This is a genomic window from Flagellimonas ochracea (assembly GCF_009903685.1).
GTDB lineage: Bacteria > Bacteroidota > Bacteroidia > Flavobacteriales > Flavobacteriaceae > Flagellimonas > Flagellimonas ochracea.
The window spans coordinates 832,244-846,394 of the sequence record NZ_JAAABI010000002.1; the positions used below are offsets into that span (position 1 = coordinate 832,244).

The following is a 14,151-nucleotide window of genomic DNA, read 5'->3' on the forward strand; positions in this document are numbered from 1 at the left end:
AAAATATATGTCACAAGTTGTAAAACCCGCCGGCGAGAAAACCATTCTCGGGCATCCCCAGGGCCTTTTCTATTTGTTCTTTGCAGAGCTTTGGGAACGTTTTAGTTTCTATGGAATGCGTGCCTTGCTCACGCTCTACATGGTCAATGTAATTTTCGAGGCCCTGACCACTCGGGACTACGCTGCGGCCGCAGTGTATGCATCATACGGCTCCTTGGTATATGCATCTACAGTTATTGGGGGTAAAATATCAGATTCTATTTTGGGAATGCGCGCCTCCATTTTCTTGGGAGGAATTTTAATGGCCTTGGGACATTTTGTACTTGCCATTGAGAATAACACGGCCTTCTTTTTGGCATTGGCCTTCATAATTGTGGGCAATGGTTTTTTCAAACCCAATATCTCGACCTTTGTGGGAACGCTGTATAAAGCTGGTGACCCTCGAAAAGATTCTGGATTCACCATTTTTTATATGGGAATCAATATAGGTGGTTTTATTTCACCATTGCTGTGTGGTTGGTTGGGTCAGACCTATGGGTGGCACTACGGATTTGGCTTAGCTGGAATTGGGATGTTAACCGGACTGCTTTTTTTCTGGAGCGGAATTAGAAAGAATGTATTTGGAGAAGGGGGAAAACCCCCAAGCATGGAGGTATATGAAAAGAAAGTGATTGGCATACCAAGGCATAGGCTGGTTAGGATTTTGGCCTTTTTATCGGCACCCTTGATTGCTTTTTTGTTGTACTCCTATAAATCCTTGGGTGGGGAGGGAACCGCTTTGGAGGACACCAATATTGTGAATCTATTGTTCTACGTAATCGGAATTTCTGTACTGGGTTATATGGCATACATCATGTTCAACGCAACCATGGATGAGCGTAAAAAACTTTTCATGGCCCTGTTGATAACCTTTTTTATGACCATATTTTGGGGTTTTCATGAATTGCACGGAAGTGTAATAACACTTTTTGCTGCTCGTAACGTCAACCTGTCTTTAATCAATGCAAGCCAAACGAATGCCTTGAACTCCATGTTCATTGTTATTCTTTCTATTCCAATATCCATCATGTGGACTTATTTGGCCAAGAAAAAAATAAATCCAAGGACGCCTTACAAGTTTGGAATGGGACTGCTTTTGGCAGGATTAAGTTTTTATATTGTTTCCCTTAGCGGTGGAAGTGCTGACGAAAATGGGATGGTGCCATTTTCATATCTTTTGGCTTTGTACTTCATAATTTCTGTAGGCGAATTGTTTATGTCACCTGTAGGCCTGTCGAAGATCACCGATTTGTCACCAAAACGAATTGTAGCTTTTATGATGGGGGTTTGGTTCCTATCTTCCGCCTTTGCTTTTCAAATAGTCGGATTCATTTCCAAACAATTGGCCATTGAAAGCACTGATAGCAATGTAGGGGGTTTTGATACTTTAAACGTGTATCTGGATGGATTTAGATTGATTGCAATTTATGCACTGGTGGCAGGAGCAGTTGTATTGGTATTTGCCCCTTTGATGAAGCGTTTAATGGGCAACGTACATTAATCGCCCTTTAAATTAAAAGTATAGTATCCCTTTTCACCTGTGTTGTGAAAAGGGATTTCTTTTTCAGCACAGGTTCGTCCCCAACGCATAATATAATTCTTATAATTGCTTCCATCGGCCAAAACCATTTTTGGATTGATAGAATCCAACAAACGTTCCAGATTTATTTTGGGAGATTGAGTAAGCAATAGAAAGTCCAAAGACGTTGTATTCGGATAAATGCCCAAGCTGTCCATAATGTAGATGCTTTTTCCATGGATAGTATAATGATTCCTCAATCCCACAAAAGAAGATGATGTAATTCGCTCTGCCACCATATAATCGGTTTTAATTCGATTGAGTCGGGTGGTGTCTTTAGTATAAATGTGTAAACCACTTCCTATTTGATGCAGCAAAACAGTATTTCGTGCTTTGTGTACCAGCAAGAGCTTTTCTCTGTTGGTCAGTTCCCATTGGTTCCAAATGGCATGTACCTGTAAACCAATGGTTCCGAAAGCCAAAACGAGAGCGATTTTCCATTTGGGACGAGATAGAAAAAGCACCATCGACACAATCACCAAATAGCCCAATAGCATTTGAAAACCATCAAAAGGAATTTCTTTTATGACAAAATTTTCCTGTTGGGCTACACTGTCTATAATTGAATTCATAGCACTAATCAAAGTGTTGTACACTTGTACCAAAAAGTTGGGCAAATGATTGACTAAAGCAAGGAAAATGACCAACACACCCATACCCAAGATCAGGCCTAAAAAGGGAACAATTATCAAGTTGGATACAAAAAACAAACTTGGAAATTGGTGAAAGTAATAGAGACTGATAGGCAATACCCCCAATTGGGCTGATACACTTACCGATAACAACTGCCAGACTTTACGTACCAACCAGTTTTCGGGAAACCAGAACTTTTGGAGCTTTGGATAGATCCATACAATCGAAATAACAGCTGCATAGCTCATTTGAAATCCCACTTGAAACAGCATCAATGGTTTTATCAATAAAATGAAAAGCATGGAAAGCGCAATGATATTGAAGGAATTGGTTGGGCGGTTCAGGTATAGTGCATAGGCGAAAAAAGAGAACATGGTCACAGCCCGGATTATGGAGGGGGATAAGCCGGCAATAAAGGCATAAATCCAGAGCAGGAGTACGATTAAAAGTAGTTTCAGGGTCCTTCCGTTGGGAAAGCGTTTCAATGGGGAAAGTAAGAACTCGAGCAATAGGAGCAAAATACCCACATGCAACCCAGAAACAGCCAAAATATGTACGGCTCCCGCATTCTTGTAATTGTTATAGGTATTTTCTGAAATATCATCCCGCTGCCCCAATAATAAAGCTTGTATTACAGCCAGTTCGTCTTTACCGAAGTGTTGTTCTTTTAGTTGGGAGATAATTTTCTTGCGTACTTGGGAAGCCAATCCCAAAATGGTTCTGGATGATTGTCCAACAACCACTACGGCTTCAAGATCAGCCTTAATTTGATGATGAATGCCTTGCTTTTTAAGATACTCTTTGTAGTCAAACTGATGGGGATTTATGGGAAGGGGGATGGGTTGTGACTTGCCATATATAATAATCTCGTCATCAATGTTAAACCTTTTGGCCGTAGAATCTGAGTTAGTTTTTAGCATCAATTTTCCAGAACTTTTTTCATTTCCGACTGCAATTACTTGAGTAAAATAGTTTTGGGAATATGGGTTGGGCTTAAGAACTTCTTTAATTTTCAGATGCCAATATTGTTCTTTTGGTTGTTTAAATTGGGAGTAGTTGCTAGGCATTTTTTGAGAGAGGCCCACTATCAGAATTCCCAAGGCCATCATACCGAACGCCACCGCCAATTCGAAAAAAGGGAAACTTTCCCTGTCTATATTTTTGTTGATCCAATATAGAAAAGGAAACAGCGGAAGTAGCACCAAAAAGGAAAGTTGAGGGCCTAGCTCAAAATTGTACCCTGTTAAAATACCCACGATAAGGCACAGGGTCAGTTTTATGGAAACAAAATTGAAGTTGCGCATTAAAGAATACGCATGGCCTTTACAAAAGCATGGTTCCAATATCCTTCACGTAAGGAAGAAACCAAAACGCCTCTGGAGGTTGTGGCGTGAATAAATTGAATGTCATTTCCCTTCACATCGACAACAAGCCCCACATGGTTGATGCGTTTGCCACCCTTGCTGGTTTTGAAAAATAGCAGATCTCCTTTTTCAACCTGTTGGACCTTTATTTTTTGTCCTTCTTGCGCCATCATATACGAGGCCCTGGGAAAAACAATATCATTTTCCTTAAGGGAAACATAGACCAGACCTGAACAGTCCATGCCGCTTGTTGTGGTGCCGCCATATTTGTAGCGTGTGCCCGAAAAACTTATGGCGGTGGAGATAATGGCTTCGGCCTTAGCGTTTTTTCTTTCCTCCTTTCTGGATTTCTTCGGTGGAGTGTCGTTTTCGGAGGACCCCGCTACCGTAATGGTCCGGGTCTTGCTGTAGGATTTTCTTTTTTTACCCGGGCCACATGCCGTAACGGTAAAAACTAATAGTAAGATAATGGTTTTGTGTAACATCCAAGAATAGTATTACTTTCTTGGACGCTAAATCTAAGCATTTTTGATGATTAATTCAGCTGCCAATTGACTGGCACCCTTTCCGCCCAATTTTTTCTTCAAGGCTTTGTAGTCTTCCAGAATACCCTCCCGAGTTTTGCCCACTATTATTTTGGAGAGCTCATCTTTAAGATTTTTAGAATTTAATTCACTCTGTATCAATTCTTTAATAACTTCTTTTTCCATTATCAGGTTCACAAGGGAAATATAATCCAATGTAATTATTCGCTTTGCAATTTGATAAGATACCCAATTGCCCTTATAACACACCACTTGAGGGATTTCAAAAAGGGCCGTTTCCAAAGTGGCCGTTCCGCTGGTCACCAAAGCAGCGTGGGAATGCTTGAGTAAGGAGTAGGTTTGGTTGGATACAAACCCTACCTGGTCATTTTTCAAAAAAGGAGCATAAAACTCATCGGACAAGCTGGGCGCTCCTGCAATTACAAACTGGTATTCTGGAAAACCGTTGATGACCGAGAGCATGATGTCCAACATTTTTTGGACTTCCTGCTTCCTGCTTCCTGGGAGCAGCGCAACAATGGGTTTTTCCTTTTGAAGGCCATGCCCCTTTCTGAATGTTTCTGCATCAACAAGGGTAGTGTTCTCAATCGCGTCAAAAAGTGGATGGCCTACAAAATGCACGGGATAACCATGTTTCTTCTCGTAAAAATCTTTTTCAAAAGGTAGAATAACATACATGTTATCAATATCCCTTTTGATTTTTTTTATTCTGTTCTCCCTTGAGGCCCATATTTGCGGGGAGATATAATAATTGGTGCTGTAACCGTTCTTTTTGGCCCACTTCGCTATACGAAGGTTAAAACCGGAAAAATCAATGAAGATGACAACATCGGGATTGAAACTTTGGATGTCTTCCTTACAAAATGCAATGTTCTTGAAAATAGTCGGAATATTTTTGATCACCTCCAGAAATCCCATAAAGGCCATTTCCTTGTAGTGCTTGGCCAATTGCCCTCCTGCGTCTTGCATTAAGTCACCGCCCCAACAACGTATTTCAGCCTCTTCATCCTGATTTTTTAGCGCTTTGATGAGGTTTGACCCATGCAGGTCACCTGATGCCTCACCCGCTATGATATAATATCTCATGAAAAATTTTAAGTTGAACTACCAAGTGCTGGTTCATTTTTACCAGAACACTTTATAAAACAATATAATCAAAGCTGTCAGTAGTGTCGCCATCATTACGCCTCTTGCTCTATGCTCTCTTTTTATCCGAAGAAAGCCGAAGAAGGCCACTAGGTTCAATATGGCTCCAAGGGCCAACAAACTCCCCAAATGGCCTTGATCCATGGCAGCTACAAACGTTTCGGAAACACCCAAGTCTGAAAAAATGAGTATGTAAAGCAATGTGCCAAAAGTATTTGCGATAAGGCCGACAATAAAACCGATTAAAACTTCTTTTCTGTTGTTCATTAAAAATCCCAATTATTTATTTGCGGTATGGCGTGGTGTGCGGTCAAATCAAATTGTGTCGGCACCAAGGAAACATATCCTTGCGACAAGGCCCATTCATCGGTGTCCTGTCCTTTGTCCAATAACTCAAACTCGCCGGTCAACCAATAATAATCCTTACCAGAAGGGCTGGTTCTCTTGTCGAATTTTTCGTTCCAATTACCCCTAGCCTGTCTACAGACCTTGATTCCTTTTGGCGGATTGTTTGTTTTTGGAATATTCACATTGAGAACTGTTCCCTTGGGAATCCCATTGTCCAAAGCCTCCTTTGCAATTTTTTTGACCATAGAGACCGAGGGCTCAAAATTGGCCTCCCAAGAATAATCACACAAGGAAAAACCGATGGCCGGAATACCCTCAATACCCGCTTCGATGGCGGCACTCATGGTGCCCGAGTAAATTACATTGATGGAAGAATTGGAGCCATGGTTTATACCGCTTACACAGATATCCGGTTTCCGGTCCAAGATTTCGCGAAGTGCCAATTTTACACAATCGGCTGGGGTTCCACTACAACTGTACTCGTTTGGTGCCCCTTCCATATGGTCTACAACCACTTTTTTGGAAAACAAGGTGCTATCCACGGTAATGGCATGTCCCATGCCCGATTGTGGACTATCTGGAGCGACCACGACCACTTCCCCAAGTTCTTTCATAATACGTATCAATGTCCTTAAGCCTGGGGCGGTGATTCCGTCATCATTGGTGACCAAGATGAGTGGTTTTTTCATATTGTATAATTAATGGCATAAAAATACGTTTTTCAAAAGGATATGAACCTCTGGGTGTTTAACAAAAAATTAAATGCAAACCTCAGGGCTGGCATGGTTTTTTCAGTATCTTAGAGATTCATTGAAATAGAAATGACGCACGGTGTAATGAAGATTTGACAGCATAATGTCAGATAATCTTGCCCCCAAATAAAAATACCATGAAAAAGAATTTCATCTTGGCACTTTTAATCATGCTTATTGCAGTTGCCTCCTGCAGTTTTACGAACAAGTCTTTTGAGAATGATGATAAGGACAAATTGTTGTTGGATTTGATTACCTACGTACTGGAGCGGGGGCATTATGAGCCCAAGGATTTAAATGACACTTTCAGCTCCAATGTTTTTGATGATTTCATTGATATTATAGATCCCACCAAACGCTATTTTCTTCAAAGCGATATAAGGGAATTTGAGAAATATAGGTTCATGATCGATGATGAGATTAGGAACACCGACATTACTTTTTTCAACGTGGTGTATCAGCGTTTGATGAAACGTATGGAGGAAGCTAAGGAAATATATAAAGAAGTTTTGGCAGAACCTTTTGACTATACACTTGACGAAACGATTAATATCGATTATGACGATCAAGAGTTTGCTTCCAACAAAAAACAGCTAAAGGAGCGTTGGAGAAAGCAATTGAAGTACAATACGCTGGCAGTTTTCGAGAATAAAGTGGAAAACAAAATTGTCGAGATTCAACAATCCTCTGGAGACGAAGTGGCATCCGTAAGCTATACCTTTAAGGAAATTCCAACTTCCGTGGACAGGGCATTGACAGAAGAAGAAGCTCGCGAAAACACCAGAAACACCTTGGATGAATTCTTTGATTTTGTAGAAGACCTTGAACGAAAGGATTGGTTTGTACAGTACATCAACACCATAGTTGATGAATTTGATCCACATACCTTTTATTTTGCGCCAGATGATAAAGAGAAGTTCGACATTGGGATGTCGGGAAAATTTGAAGGCATTGGTGCCCGATTGCAAAAAAAACCTGAGGGAGCCAAAATAGTTGAGATCATATCTGGCGGTCCCGTATGGAGAGAACAAAGTCTCGAAGTGGGCGATGAGATTCTAAAAGTAGGTCAAAAAGGCGAAGAGCCGATTGACATTGTTGGAATGCGTTTGGATGATGCCATAAAACTGATTAAAGGTCCTAAGGGTACCGTGGTTACTTTGACAGTAAGAAAAGTGGATGGCACCATTGAAAAGGTTTCTATAACCCGCGATGTGGTTGAGCTTGAAGAATCTTACGCTAAATCAGCTACAATCCAGAAGGAAGAAAACAAGTATGGATTGATAAACCTTCCCAAGTTTTATGTGGATTTCGAGGATTATACCGAAAGGAACGCTGCCACGGACGTAGCCAAGGAAGTAGAGCGTTTGAAAGAAGAGGGAGTTGAAGGCATTGTACTTGATCTAAGGGACAACGGAGGCGGTTCTTTGAAAACAGTTGTCGAAATGGCCGGTCTCTTCATCAAGGATGGACCGATAGTTCAGGTTAGATCTTCTGGACAACGAAAGGAAGTGCACGAAGACAAGGATGAGCGCATTCAGTGGGATGGACCTTTGGTAATATTGGTCAACGAGCTTTCCGCATCGGCCTCAGAAATTTTGGCCGCTGCCATGCAAGATTACAAAAGGGCCGTGGTAATTGGAAGCAAGCAGACCTTTGGTAAGGGAACCGTTCAGAATGTGATTCCTTTGGACAATATTGTGCGAAGCAACGAACATGGTGATTTGGGAGCTATAAAACTAACCACCCAAAAATTCTATAGAATCAATGGTGGGTCCACCCAATTGGAAGGAGTTAAGAGCGATATAGTGATTCCAGACCGTTACAGTTACATTGATTTGGGTGAGCGCGATCAAGAAAACCCATTGGGTTGGGATAAGATCACACCTGCCGATTATAAAGTATGGGATGGCTATATTGATTTTGAAAGTACCGTCACCAACAGTAAAAAACGATTGGCCAACAGCCCTCAGGTTAAAATGATAGAGGAAAATGCAAAATGGCTGAAAGAACAGCAAGATGAAACTGTGATATCTTTGAGCTATGATGCTTACGTGCAACGTGGGGAGCAAGCTAAAAAACGTTCTGAAAAATTCAAGAGTTTGAGAGATTATGACTCTGAATTGACATTTCAGTCCCTCAAATATGAAACCGAACTGTTTACACAGGACTCAGTCTTAAGAGAAAAACGTGATAGATGGCACAAAGAGCTGGCTAAGGATATCTATGTAGAGGAGGCCGTGAATGTATTGAAGGATCTGCAATTGAACAACATTAAGAGCAACGAGCGCAAGTTGGCCAGTGTAAAAGGATAAGACCAATTTTTTCAAATAACTAAAAAACCGACCTGGATGGTCGGTTTTTTTAGTTACTAGAGTTGTTTAGTTTTGTACAATCAATCGTATCAATTTGAAGAACAAGATACTTTACACCCTTTTATTTATTATTTGTGTGGTAGGTTTTTGGATTTTCGAGAACTTTTATACCCCATCCGAATATACTGACCCAAATAATGCAAGGGCCACTGAAGTAGCAACCAATCTTTTGCCTAGCTCCACCACTGGAGCTGTGGTTAAACATCAACACTATATACTTTCATATAACGAGCCCTATGAACAGGCTGAATGGGTGGCCTACAGACTGGAGAAAACCCATTTGACCCATGATGACCGCGAACGACCTCATTTTATTGAAGATCCTTATCTAAAAACAAAGTCTTCGGATTGGAGAAACTATCGCGGTTCTGGATACGACCGAGGACATTTGTGTCCGGCAGGAGATCGCCGCTTTTCTGAATACGCCTATAATGAAACGTTCTATACCAGCAATATTGCTCCTCAAGACAGCGATTTTAATGCGGGGATTTGGAACCGCTTGGAGCAACAGGTACGCTATTGGTGCAAAAAATATGGAGGGATAACCATCATCACCGGAGGAGTTTTGGAAGAAGGACTAGAGGAAATCGGTGAGGAAGATGTGGATGTGCCGGAGGCGTTTTACAAAATAGTCATTAGAGGAAATGGCAGTTCAGCAAAAATAGTGGCCTTTCTAATTCCCCATCGTGAAAGTTCAAAGACATTAAGTTCCTTCTTGGTTTCAGTTGATGAGATAGAAAGAGTGACAGGTATCAATTTTTTCGAAAAACAGCCTCGTTCGTGGCAGGAAAAATTTGAGTCTGAAATTCTAAGTAAAGATTGGAAATTTTAAATCCCGTCACGCAATCGGTTGGAGTCCAACTTCAAGAAAATAAAAAGAAGCATGGTGAAAAAGATCAGTCCTGATCCTCCATAGCTGAAAAAAGGTAGTGGCACACCAATAGTGGGCAAAAGTCCTATTACCATTCCTATGTTTATGAAGTAATGAAAGAGTAAAATGGAAATGACCCCATACCCATACATCCGGTTAAAATCACTTTTTTGCCTTTCGGCTACCTGGATCAATCGCAAAAAGAATACGGTAAAAAGAAGAATAACAGTGCCTGTGCCTACAAAACCCCATTCTTCACCTACTGAGCTAAAGATGTAATCTGTATGCTGTTCCGGAACAAAATCCCCTTTGGTGCGTGTCCCTTCCAAAAATCCTTTCCCAAAAAAACCGCCAGATTCGATTGCTTTCTCAGATTGATAGGTATTATACCCTATGGTTTTCCGAATTTCTTCCAATTTGTTCTCATCCTTTTCCAAACTTAGCCATAGAGCAAACCGATCACGGTGACGTTGTTCAAAGACATTGTCATATACAAAATCCACGGAAAGAGAATACAGCACAGCGATAACTATAACACCTAAAACCGGGATGAATGGAATTTTTGTGGATGCTTTTTTAAACGTGTACACCAAAACGGTCAACACTATCAAACCGATGGCCACCCATACGGTTCCAAACATAAGAGTTGTAGCGAACAGAATTACCAAGAATAACAAAATGGCTAAATAATATAAAGGCAGGCCTTCCCTAAAAAGGACAAAAAAGAGCGAAAAATAAATTAAGGCGCTGCCAGGGTCGGGTTGGGGCAGAATTAAAAACGCGGGAATCAAAATAATAATAATGGCATACAGCTGATGCCTAGGTTTTTTGATATCAGTTTGAATATCACTCAAAAATTTGGCAAGGGCTAGAGCTGTTGCCACCTTTGCCAATTCTGAGGGCTGCAGGTTGAAAAAGCCAAGGTCATACCATGAAGTGGCTCCAGCAATAGTTTTTCCAAACAAGAAAAGCCCCAACAACAAAACGAGGGATATGATATAAAAAATGGAAGAAAAGCGCTCAAAAAAGTTTGTTTCTATAAAAAGGACCAGCAGTATTCCCAAACCCGCCAAGCCTATAAAAAAAAGCTGTTTACCATAGAGGGTAGAAAAATCAAAAATGGAAACATTGGGGTCACTTAGTGTAGTGGAATAAATATTGACCCACCCGATGAGAACCAAAAGTGCATAAAGGAATACGGTAAGCCAGTCTATTCTGCCAAAGAGTCCCCTACCAGACATACTCGTTTATCTTGAAAGGTTCGCCACTATATGGTTTGGCGTATTCATGTTCCAAGGTCTTCTCCAGCATCCGCTTCTCCAAATCCTTTCTAGTGATTTCTCCCTTAATGTATTTTTCAATTAATAATGAAGCAATATGGCCTGCATAGCGTGCCCCATAATATCCATTTTCAATATAAACAGCTATAGCAATTTTGGGATTTTCAACAGGGGCAAAGGCCACAAAAACGGAATGGTCCGTAAGCTGCATGCGCTCACCGTTTATTCGGACAAAGTTTTCTACCGTACCTGTTTTTCCTGCAATTTCAATTTCCGGAACTTGAAGCCATTTTGCGGTACCATACTTATACACATTGGCCATACCTTCCACAACAGGCTCAAAATGTTTTCGATCTATGGTGGTGTAGTTGGGTTCGGTAAATTTTGGATCTATTGATCCTTTGTTCCCAATATTTTTTATCACATGAGGCGTGTAATAATATCCACGATTAGCAATGGCTGCTGTCATGTTGGCCAACTGCAAAGGCGTTGCAGCTACTTCTCCCTGTCCGATGGAATTGGAAATTATAAAAGAGGACGCCCATCGGTTATCGCCATAAGCGCGATCATAATATTCTTTACTGGGAATTCTTCCGGGACTTCCCGTAGGGAGGTCGGTACCCAAATAATCGCCAAGGCCAAAACTTTTCATGTGCTTTTCCCAAACATCCATACCCTCATCGGTAGTGGCGTATTTAGCATAAATTTTTCTAAAGGTGCCAGCGAAATAGGCGTTACATGAACGATAAATACCAGTGTTCATGTCCCTTGTTCCACCACCGCAATGACAACCTCTTAATGTATTGCCCACGTAAAATCCATTATAGCATTTAAATTTGGTGGTGGGTTCAATGACCCCTTCTTGTAAGGCCACAAGGGCATTTAATGTTTTAAATGGAGAACCTGGAGAGGGTTGCGCCAATATGGAACGGTCCCAAGTGGGTTTGGAAATGGTGTCGTAGTGGAGCTTGCTGTAATTTTTTGAACGTTGTCGACCTACCAATAGGGAGGGATCATAAGTAGGGCCAGAGATCAAGGCCAAAATTTCCCCTGATTTGGGTTCCAGGGCCACAATTCCGCCCCGTTTTCCGTGCATCAATCTTTCTCCATACTCCTGAAGATTTTTGTCCAAGGTTATTTGGATTTCTTTTCCTTGTTCTGGAAGTGTATCCAATTTACCTCCCTTATATGGGCCTATATCCCGATTGAAACGGTCTTTTTGGATAAATTTCACTCCTTTTCGACCCCTTAATACTTCTTCGTATTGTTTTTCAATTCCTGTACGGCCCTTCAATTCTCCTGCCCTATAGTATAGATTATTCTTAAGGTCCCATTCGCCTACCTCACTAATATACCCCAACACGTTGGCAGCACTATTGGTTGCATAGTACCGCAATGATCTTTTTTGGATATAGAAACCTTTAAAATGCCGCATTTTTTCTTGCAGTCGGGCGTAGTCTTCTTTAGAAAGTTGGTGAATCAAAACTGAAGGAAGCCTGGGAGAGTATGTCCTGGCTTTTTTCATTTTATCAATGAAGGTGGTTTTGTTGATTCCCAAAAGACCGCAAAACTCCAAAGTATCCAAAGGCTTTACCTCCCTAGGAATAACCATTACGTCGTAAGCTGGTTGATTTCCTACAAGTAATTCACCATTCCGGTCATAAATGTAACCGCGTTCAGGATAGTCATAGATAGCTTTTATTGCGGGGTCTTCAAATGTTTGATCGGGAGAAAAACGAAAAAGCTGCAAATAAGAAAGCCTACCTATAAAGGTGAATCCTATGATAACGATTATGGATGACAACAGGATTTTTTTCATGGATGTACAAATTTAGGGCTCCCGACCTATTTAGCTTAACGAAAGATGAACTTTTTTATTCGCTTGGGGGACTAAAAAGTGAGCTAAAAAGCACACATAATATCAAAGTTACCATACCAACAGCAAATACTCTTTTCAAAATAAGCAAAAGATGTGATAAGCTCAATATCTCCAAAGAAAAGAAAACAACATGGTGCAATAGCACCACCAATCCCAAAAAGGTGACCCGTTGTACTTTGGTCGTATTCTTAAAACTAAAATTTTGAAACTCATAGTTTATTCCAAAGCAGAAACGCATGATCACCGGCCTTGCATAGGCCACGGTAAGTGATGCGATAGCGTGCAAAGCTAAAGTATCTGAAAAAACATCGATAATGAAACCCAACAGAAAAGCAATGAGCATAAAAAGGGCCCTATTGCCCTTAATCGGGTACCAATAAAAGAATACAACATATACCATGGGGTTGATATAGCCTAAAAAACCTAGCGTGTTGAAGATGAGAACCTGGGCCAGGACCAACAACACAAACCGAACAATATTGACTGCTACTACACTATTCATCCAAAGTTATTGACTCTAAGGTTTTGACTTCGTCCTGATTTTTGTTCTTGATCAAATACACATTTTTTACGTTGGCCATATCATTGAAAAGTTCCACATCAATATTGTAAAAGCTTTTCGATGTATTTAAATCATACTTCTTAATGACCCCAATAGGGATGTTCTCGGGAAAAATGCTGGACATTGCTCCTGTAACAATCGTATCACCAACCACCAAAGGCACCAATCGGGGAATGTCTACCAGTTGAACTATCCTATAATCTTCGGCATTCCAAACAAGGGAACCAAAATAGTTGGTGTTCTTAATTTTTGCATTGATGTTGGATTTGGTGTTCAAAACACTTTGGACCGTTGCAAAATTGTTGGATACATTTTCCACTATACCTAAAATTCCCTTGGTTGTAATTACTCCCATATCCTGCGTCACACTATCCTTTTTACCGCGGTCTAGAGTCAGATAATTTCTAGGAGATGCAAAACTGTTCTTAACAAGTTGGGCACTCATCACTTCAAAATCGATGGAAGCTGTATCTAAAGTCTGGGCATTCGAAGTCTTTATGTTGAAAAGCATCCTACGCAGTTGCTCATTTTCTTTTACCAATCTTTGGTTTTCCTCCTTTAGCCCAAAATAGGATGAAATTTTGGCCCCTGTTTGATAAACATTTCCAGTTAGCCATTTGGAGGAGTTAAAAAATTTAGATTGATGATAGGAGTGGGACCGTACTGTAATGATCAACGAAAACAACGCGAGAAATCCATAAAGAAAAGCATTTCGGTAATGAAGAATAAAATTGATGATGCGTTGCATGTCATCTAAATTAGAAAGAAGGCTTTAAGTAGG

12 protein-coding genes are annotated in these 14,151 nt (G+C 40.7%); 3 read left to right on the forward strand and 9 right to left on the reverse strand.

Features of this window, described 5'->3' with window-relative positions; translation table 11 throughout:
* The first annotated feature begins 7 nt into the window (after positions 1 to 7).
* Positions 8 to 1,540: a peptide MFS transporter gene (locus GTQ34_RS09400; protein WP_166523515.1), complete on the forward strand. Its 1,533-nt coding sequence runs from the start codon at positions 8 to 10 to the stop codon at positions 1,538 to 1,540.
* Here GTQ34_RS09400 and GTQ34_RS09405 read toward each other — a convergent pair.
* From GTQ34_RS09405 to surE, 5 genes are read right to left on the reverse strand one after another with little or no spacing between them, the layout of a single operon-like run.
* Positions 1,537 to 3,555: a ComEC/Rec2 family competence protein gene (locus tag GTQ34_RS09405; RefSeq protein WP_166523516.1), complete on the reverse strand. Its 2,019-nt coding sequence runs from the start codon at positions 3,553 to 3,555 to the stop codon at positions 1,537 to 1,539. The two genes, GTQ34_RS09400 and GTQ34_RS09405, sit on opposite strands and share 4 nt — an antisense overlap.
* A complete protein-coding gene (locus GTQ34_RS09410) occupies positions 3,555 to 4,100 on the reverse strand; it encodes a C40 family peptidase (RefSeq protein ID WP_166523517.1) in 546 nt (181 codons plus the stop codon). Before GTQ34_RS09410 ends, GTQ34_RS09405 begins: the two co-directional genes overlap by 1 nt.
* A 33-nt stretch (positions 4,101 to 4,133) precedes the next feature.
* Positions 4,134 to 5,246 (reverse strand): lipid-A-disaccharide synthase, encoded by a 1,113-nt coding sequence (gene lpxB, locus GTQ34_RS09415; protein WP_166523518.1) that lies wholly within the window; start codon positions 5,244 to 5,246, stop codon positions 4,134 to 4,136.
* A gap of 39 nt (positions 5,247 to 5,285) precedes the next feature.
* Positions 5,286 to 5,573, reverse strand: coding sequence for a hypothetical protein (locus GTQ34_RS09420; protein ID WP_166523519.1), 288 nt, complete (start codon positions 5,571 to 5,573; stop codon positions 5,286 to 5,288).
* Positions 5,573 to 6,343 (reverse strand): 5'/3'-nucleotidase SurE, encoded by a 771-nt coding sequence (gene surE / locus GTQ34_RS09425; protein WP_166523520.1) that lies wholly within the window; start codon positions 6,341 to 6,343, stop codon positions 5,573 to 5,575. The genes GTQ34_RS09420 and surE overlap by 1 nt, the downstream gene beginning before the upstream one ends.
* Before the next feature lie 200 nt (positions 6,344 to 6,543).
* Between surE and GTQ34_RS09430 the strand changes: the two genes are divergently transcribed.
* Complete coding sequence (locus tag GTQ34_RS09430; protein ID WP_166523521.1) at positions 6,544 to 8,718, forward strand: carboxy terminal-processing peptidase; 2,175 nt, start codon at positions 6,544 to 6,546, stop codon at positions 8,716 to 8,718.
* A 94-nt stretch (positions 8,719 to 8,812) separates the two neighbouring features.
* On the forward strand, positions 8,813 to 9,610 hold the full coding sequence (locus GTQ34_RS09435; RefSeq protein ID WP_166523522.1) for a DNA/RNA non-specific endonuclease: 798 nt from the start codon (positions 8,813 to 8,815) through the stop codon (positions 9,608 to 9,610).
* Here the strand turns inward: GTQ34_RS09435 and rodA are convergent.
* Genes rodA through mreC form a run of 4 tightly spaced genes read right to left on the reverse strand, consistent with a single transcriptional unit; the run spans position 9,607 to position 14,118 of the window.
* Entirely contained in the window at positions 9,607 to 10,890 is a 1,284-nt protein-coding gene (gene rodA / locus GTQ34_RS09440; protein ID WP_166523523.1) for a rod shape-determining protein RodA, read from the reverse strand. The two genes, GTQ34_RS09435 and rodA, sit on opposite strands and share 4 nt — an antisense overlap.
* Complete coding sequence (locus GTQ34_RS09445; protein ID WP_166523524.1) at positions 10,880 to 12,748, reverse strand: peptidoglycan D,D-transpeptidase FtsI family protein; 1,869 nt, start codon at positions 12,746 to 12,748, stop codon at positions 10,880 to 10,882. The genes rodA and GTQ34_RS09445 overlap by 11 nt, the downstream gene beginning before the upstream one ends.
* Before the next feature lie 55 nt (positions 12,749 to 12,803).
* Entirely contained in the window at positions 12,804 to 13,310 is a 507-nt protein-coding gene (locus GTQ34_RS09450; RefSeq protein WP_166523525.1) for a rod shape-determining protein MreD, read from the reverse strand.
* Complete coding sequence (mreC, locus tag GTQ34_RS09455; RefSeq protein WP_166523526.1) at positions 13,303 to 14,118, reverse strand: rod shape-determining protein MreC; 816 nt, start codon at positions 14,116 to 14,118, stop codon at positions 13,303 to 13,305. Before mreC ends, GTQ34_RS09450 begins: the two co-directional genes overlap by 8 nt.
* Between the last annotated feature and the right edge of the window lie 33 nt (positions 14,119 to 14,151).

What these genes read in the sequence shown, in the direction of transcription:
- rodA (WP_166523523.1), bottom strand. Translation starts at nt 10,890, where the DNA reads ATGTCTGGTAGGGGACTCTTTGGCAGAATAGACTGGCTTACCGTATTC.
- mreC (WP_166523526.1), bottom strand. Translation starts at nt 14,118, where the DNA reads ATGCAACGCATCATCAATTTTATTCTTCATTACCGAAATGCTTTTCTT.
- GTQ34_RS09400 (WP_166523515.1), top strand. Translation starts at nt 8, where the DNA reads ATGTCACAAGTTGTAAAACCCGCCGGCGAGAAAACCATTCTCGGGCAT.
- GTQ34_RS09410 (WP_166523517.1), bottom strand. Translation starts at nt 4,100, where the DNA reads ATGTTACACAAAACCATTATCTTACTATTAGTTTTTACCGTTACGGCA.
- surE (WP_166523520.1), bottom strand. Translation starts at nt 6,343, where the DNA reads ATGAAAAAACCACTCATCTTGGTCACCAATGATGACGGAATCACCGCC.
- lpxB (WP_166523518.1), bottom strand. Translation starts at nt 5,246, where the DNA reads ATGAGATATTATATCATAGCGGGTGAGGCATCAGGTGACCTGCATGGG.
- GTQ34_RS09420 (WP_166523519.1), bottom strand. Translation starts at nt 5,573, where the DNA reads ATGAACAACAGAAAAGAAGTTTTAATCGGTTTTATTGTCGGCCTTATC.
- GTQ34_RS09450 (WP_166523525.1), bottom strand. Translation starts at nt 13,310, where the DNA reads ATGAATAGTGTAGTAGCAGTCAATATTGTTCGGTTTGTGTTGTTGGTC.
- GTQ34_RS09405 (WP_166523516.1), bottom strand. Translation starts at nt 3,555, where the DNA reads ATGCGCAACTTCAATTTTGTTTCCATAAAACTGACCCTGTGCCTTATC.
- GTQ34_RS09430 (WP_166523521.1), top strand. Translation starts at nt 6,544, where the DNA reads ATGAAAAAGAATTTCATCTTGGCACTTTTAATCATGCTTATTGCAGTT.
- GTQ34_RS09445 (WP_166523524.1), bottom strand. Translation starts at nt 12,748, where the DNA reads ATGAAAAAAATCCTGTTGTCATCCATAATCGTTATCATAGGATTCACC.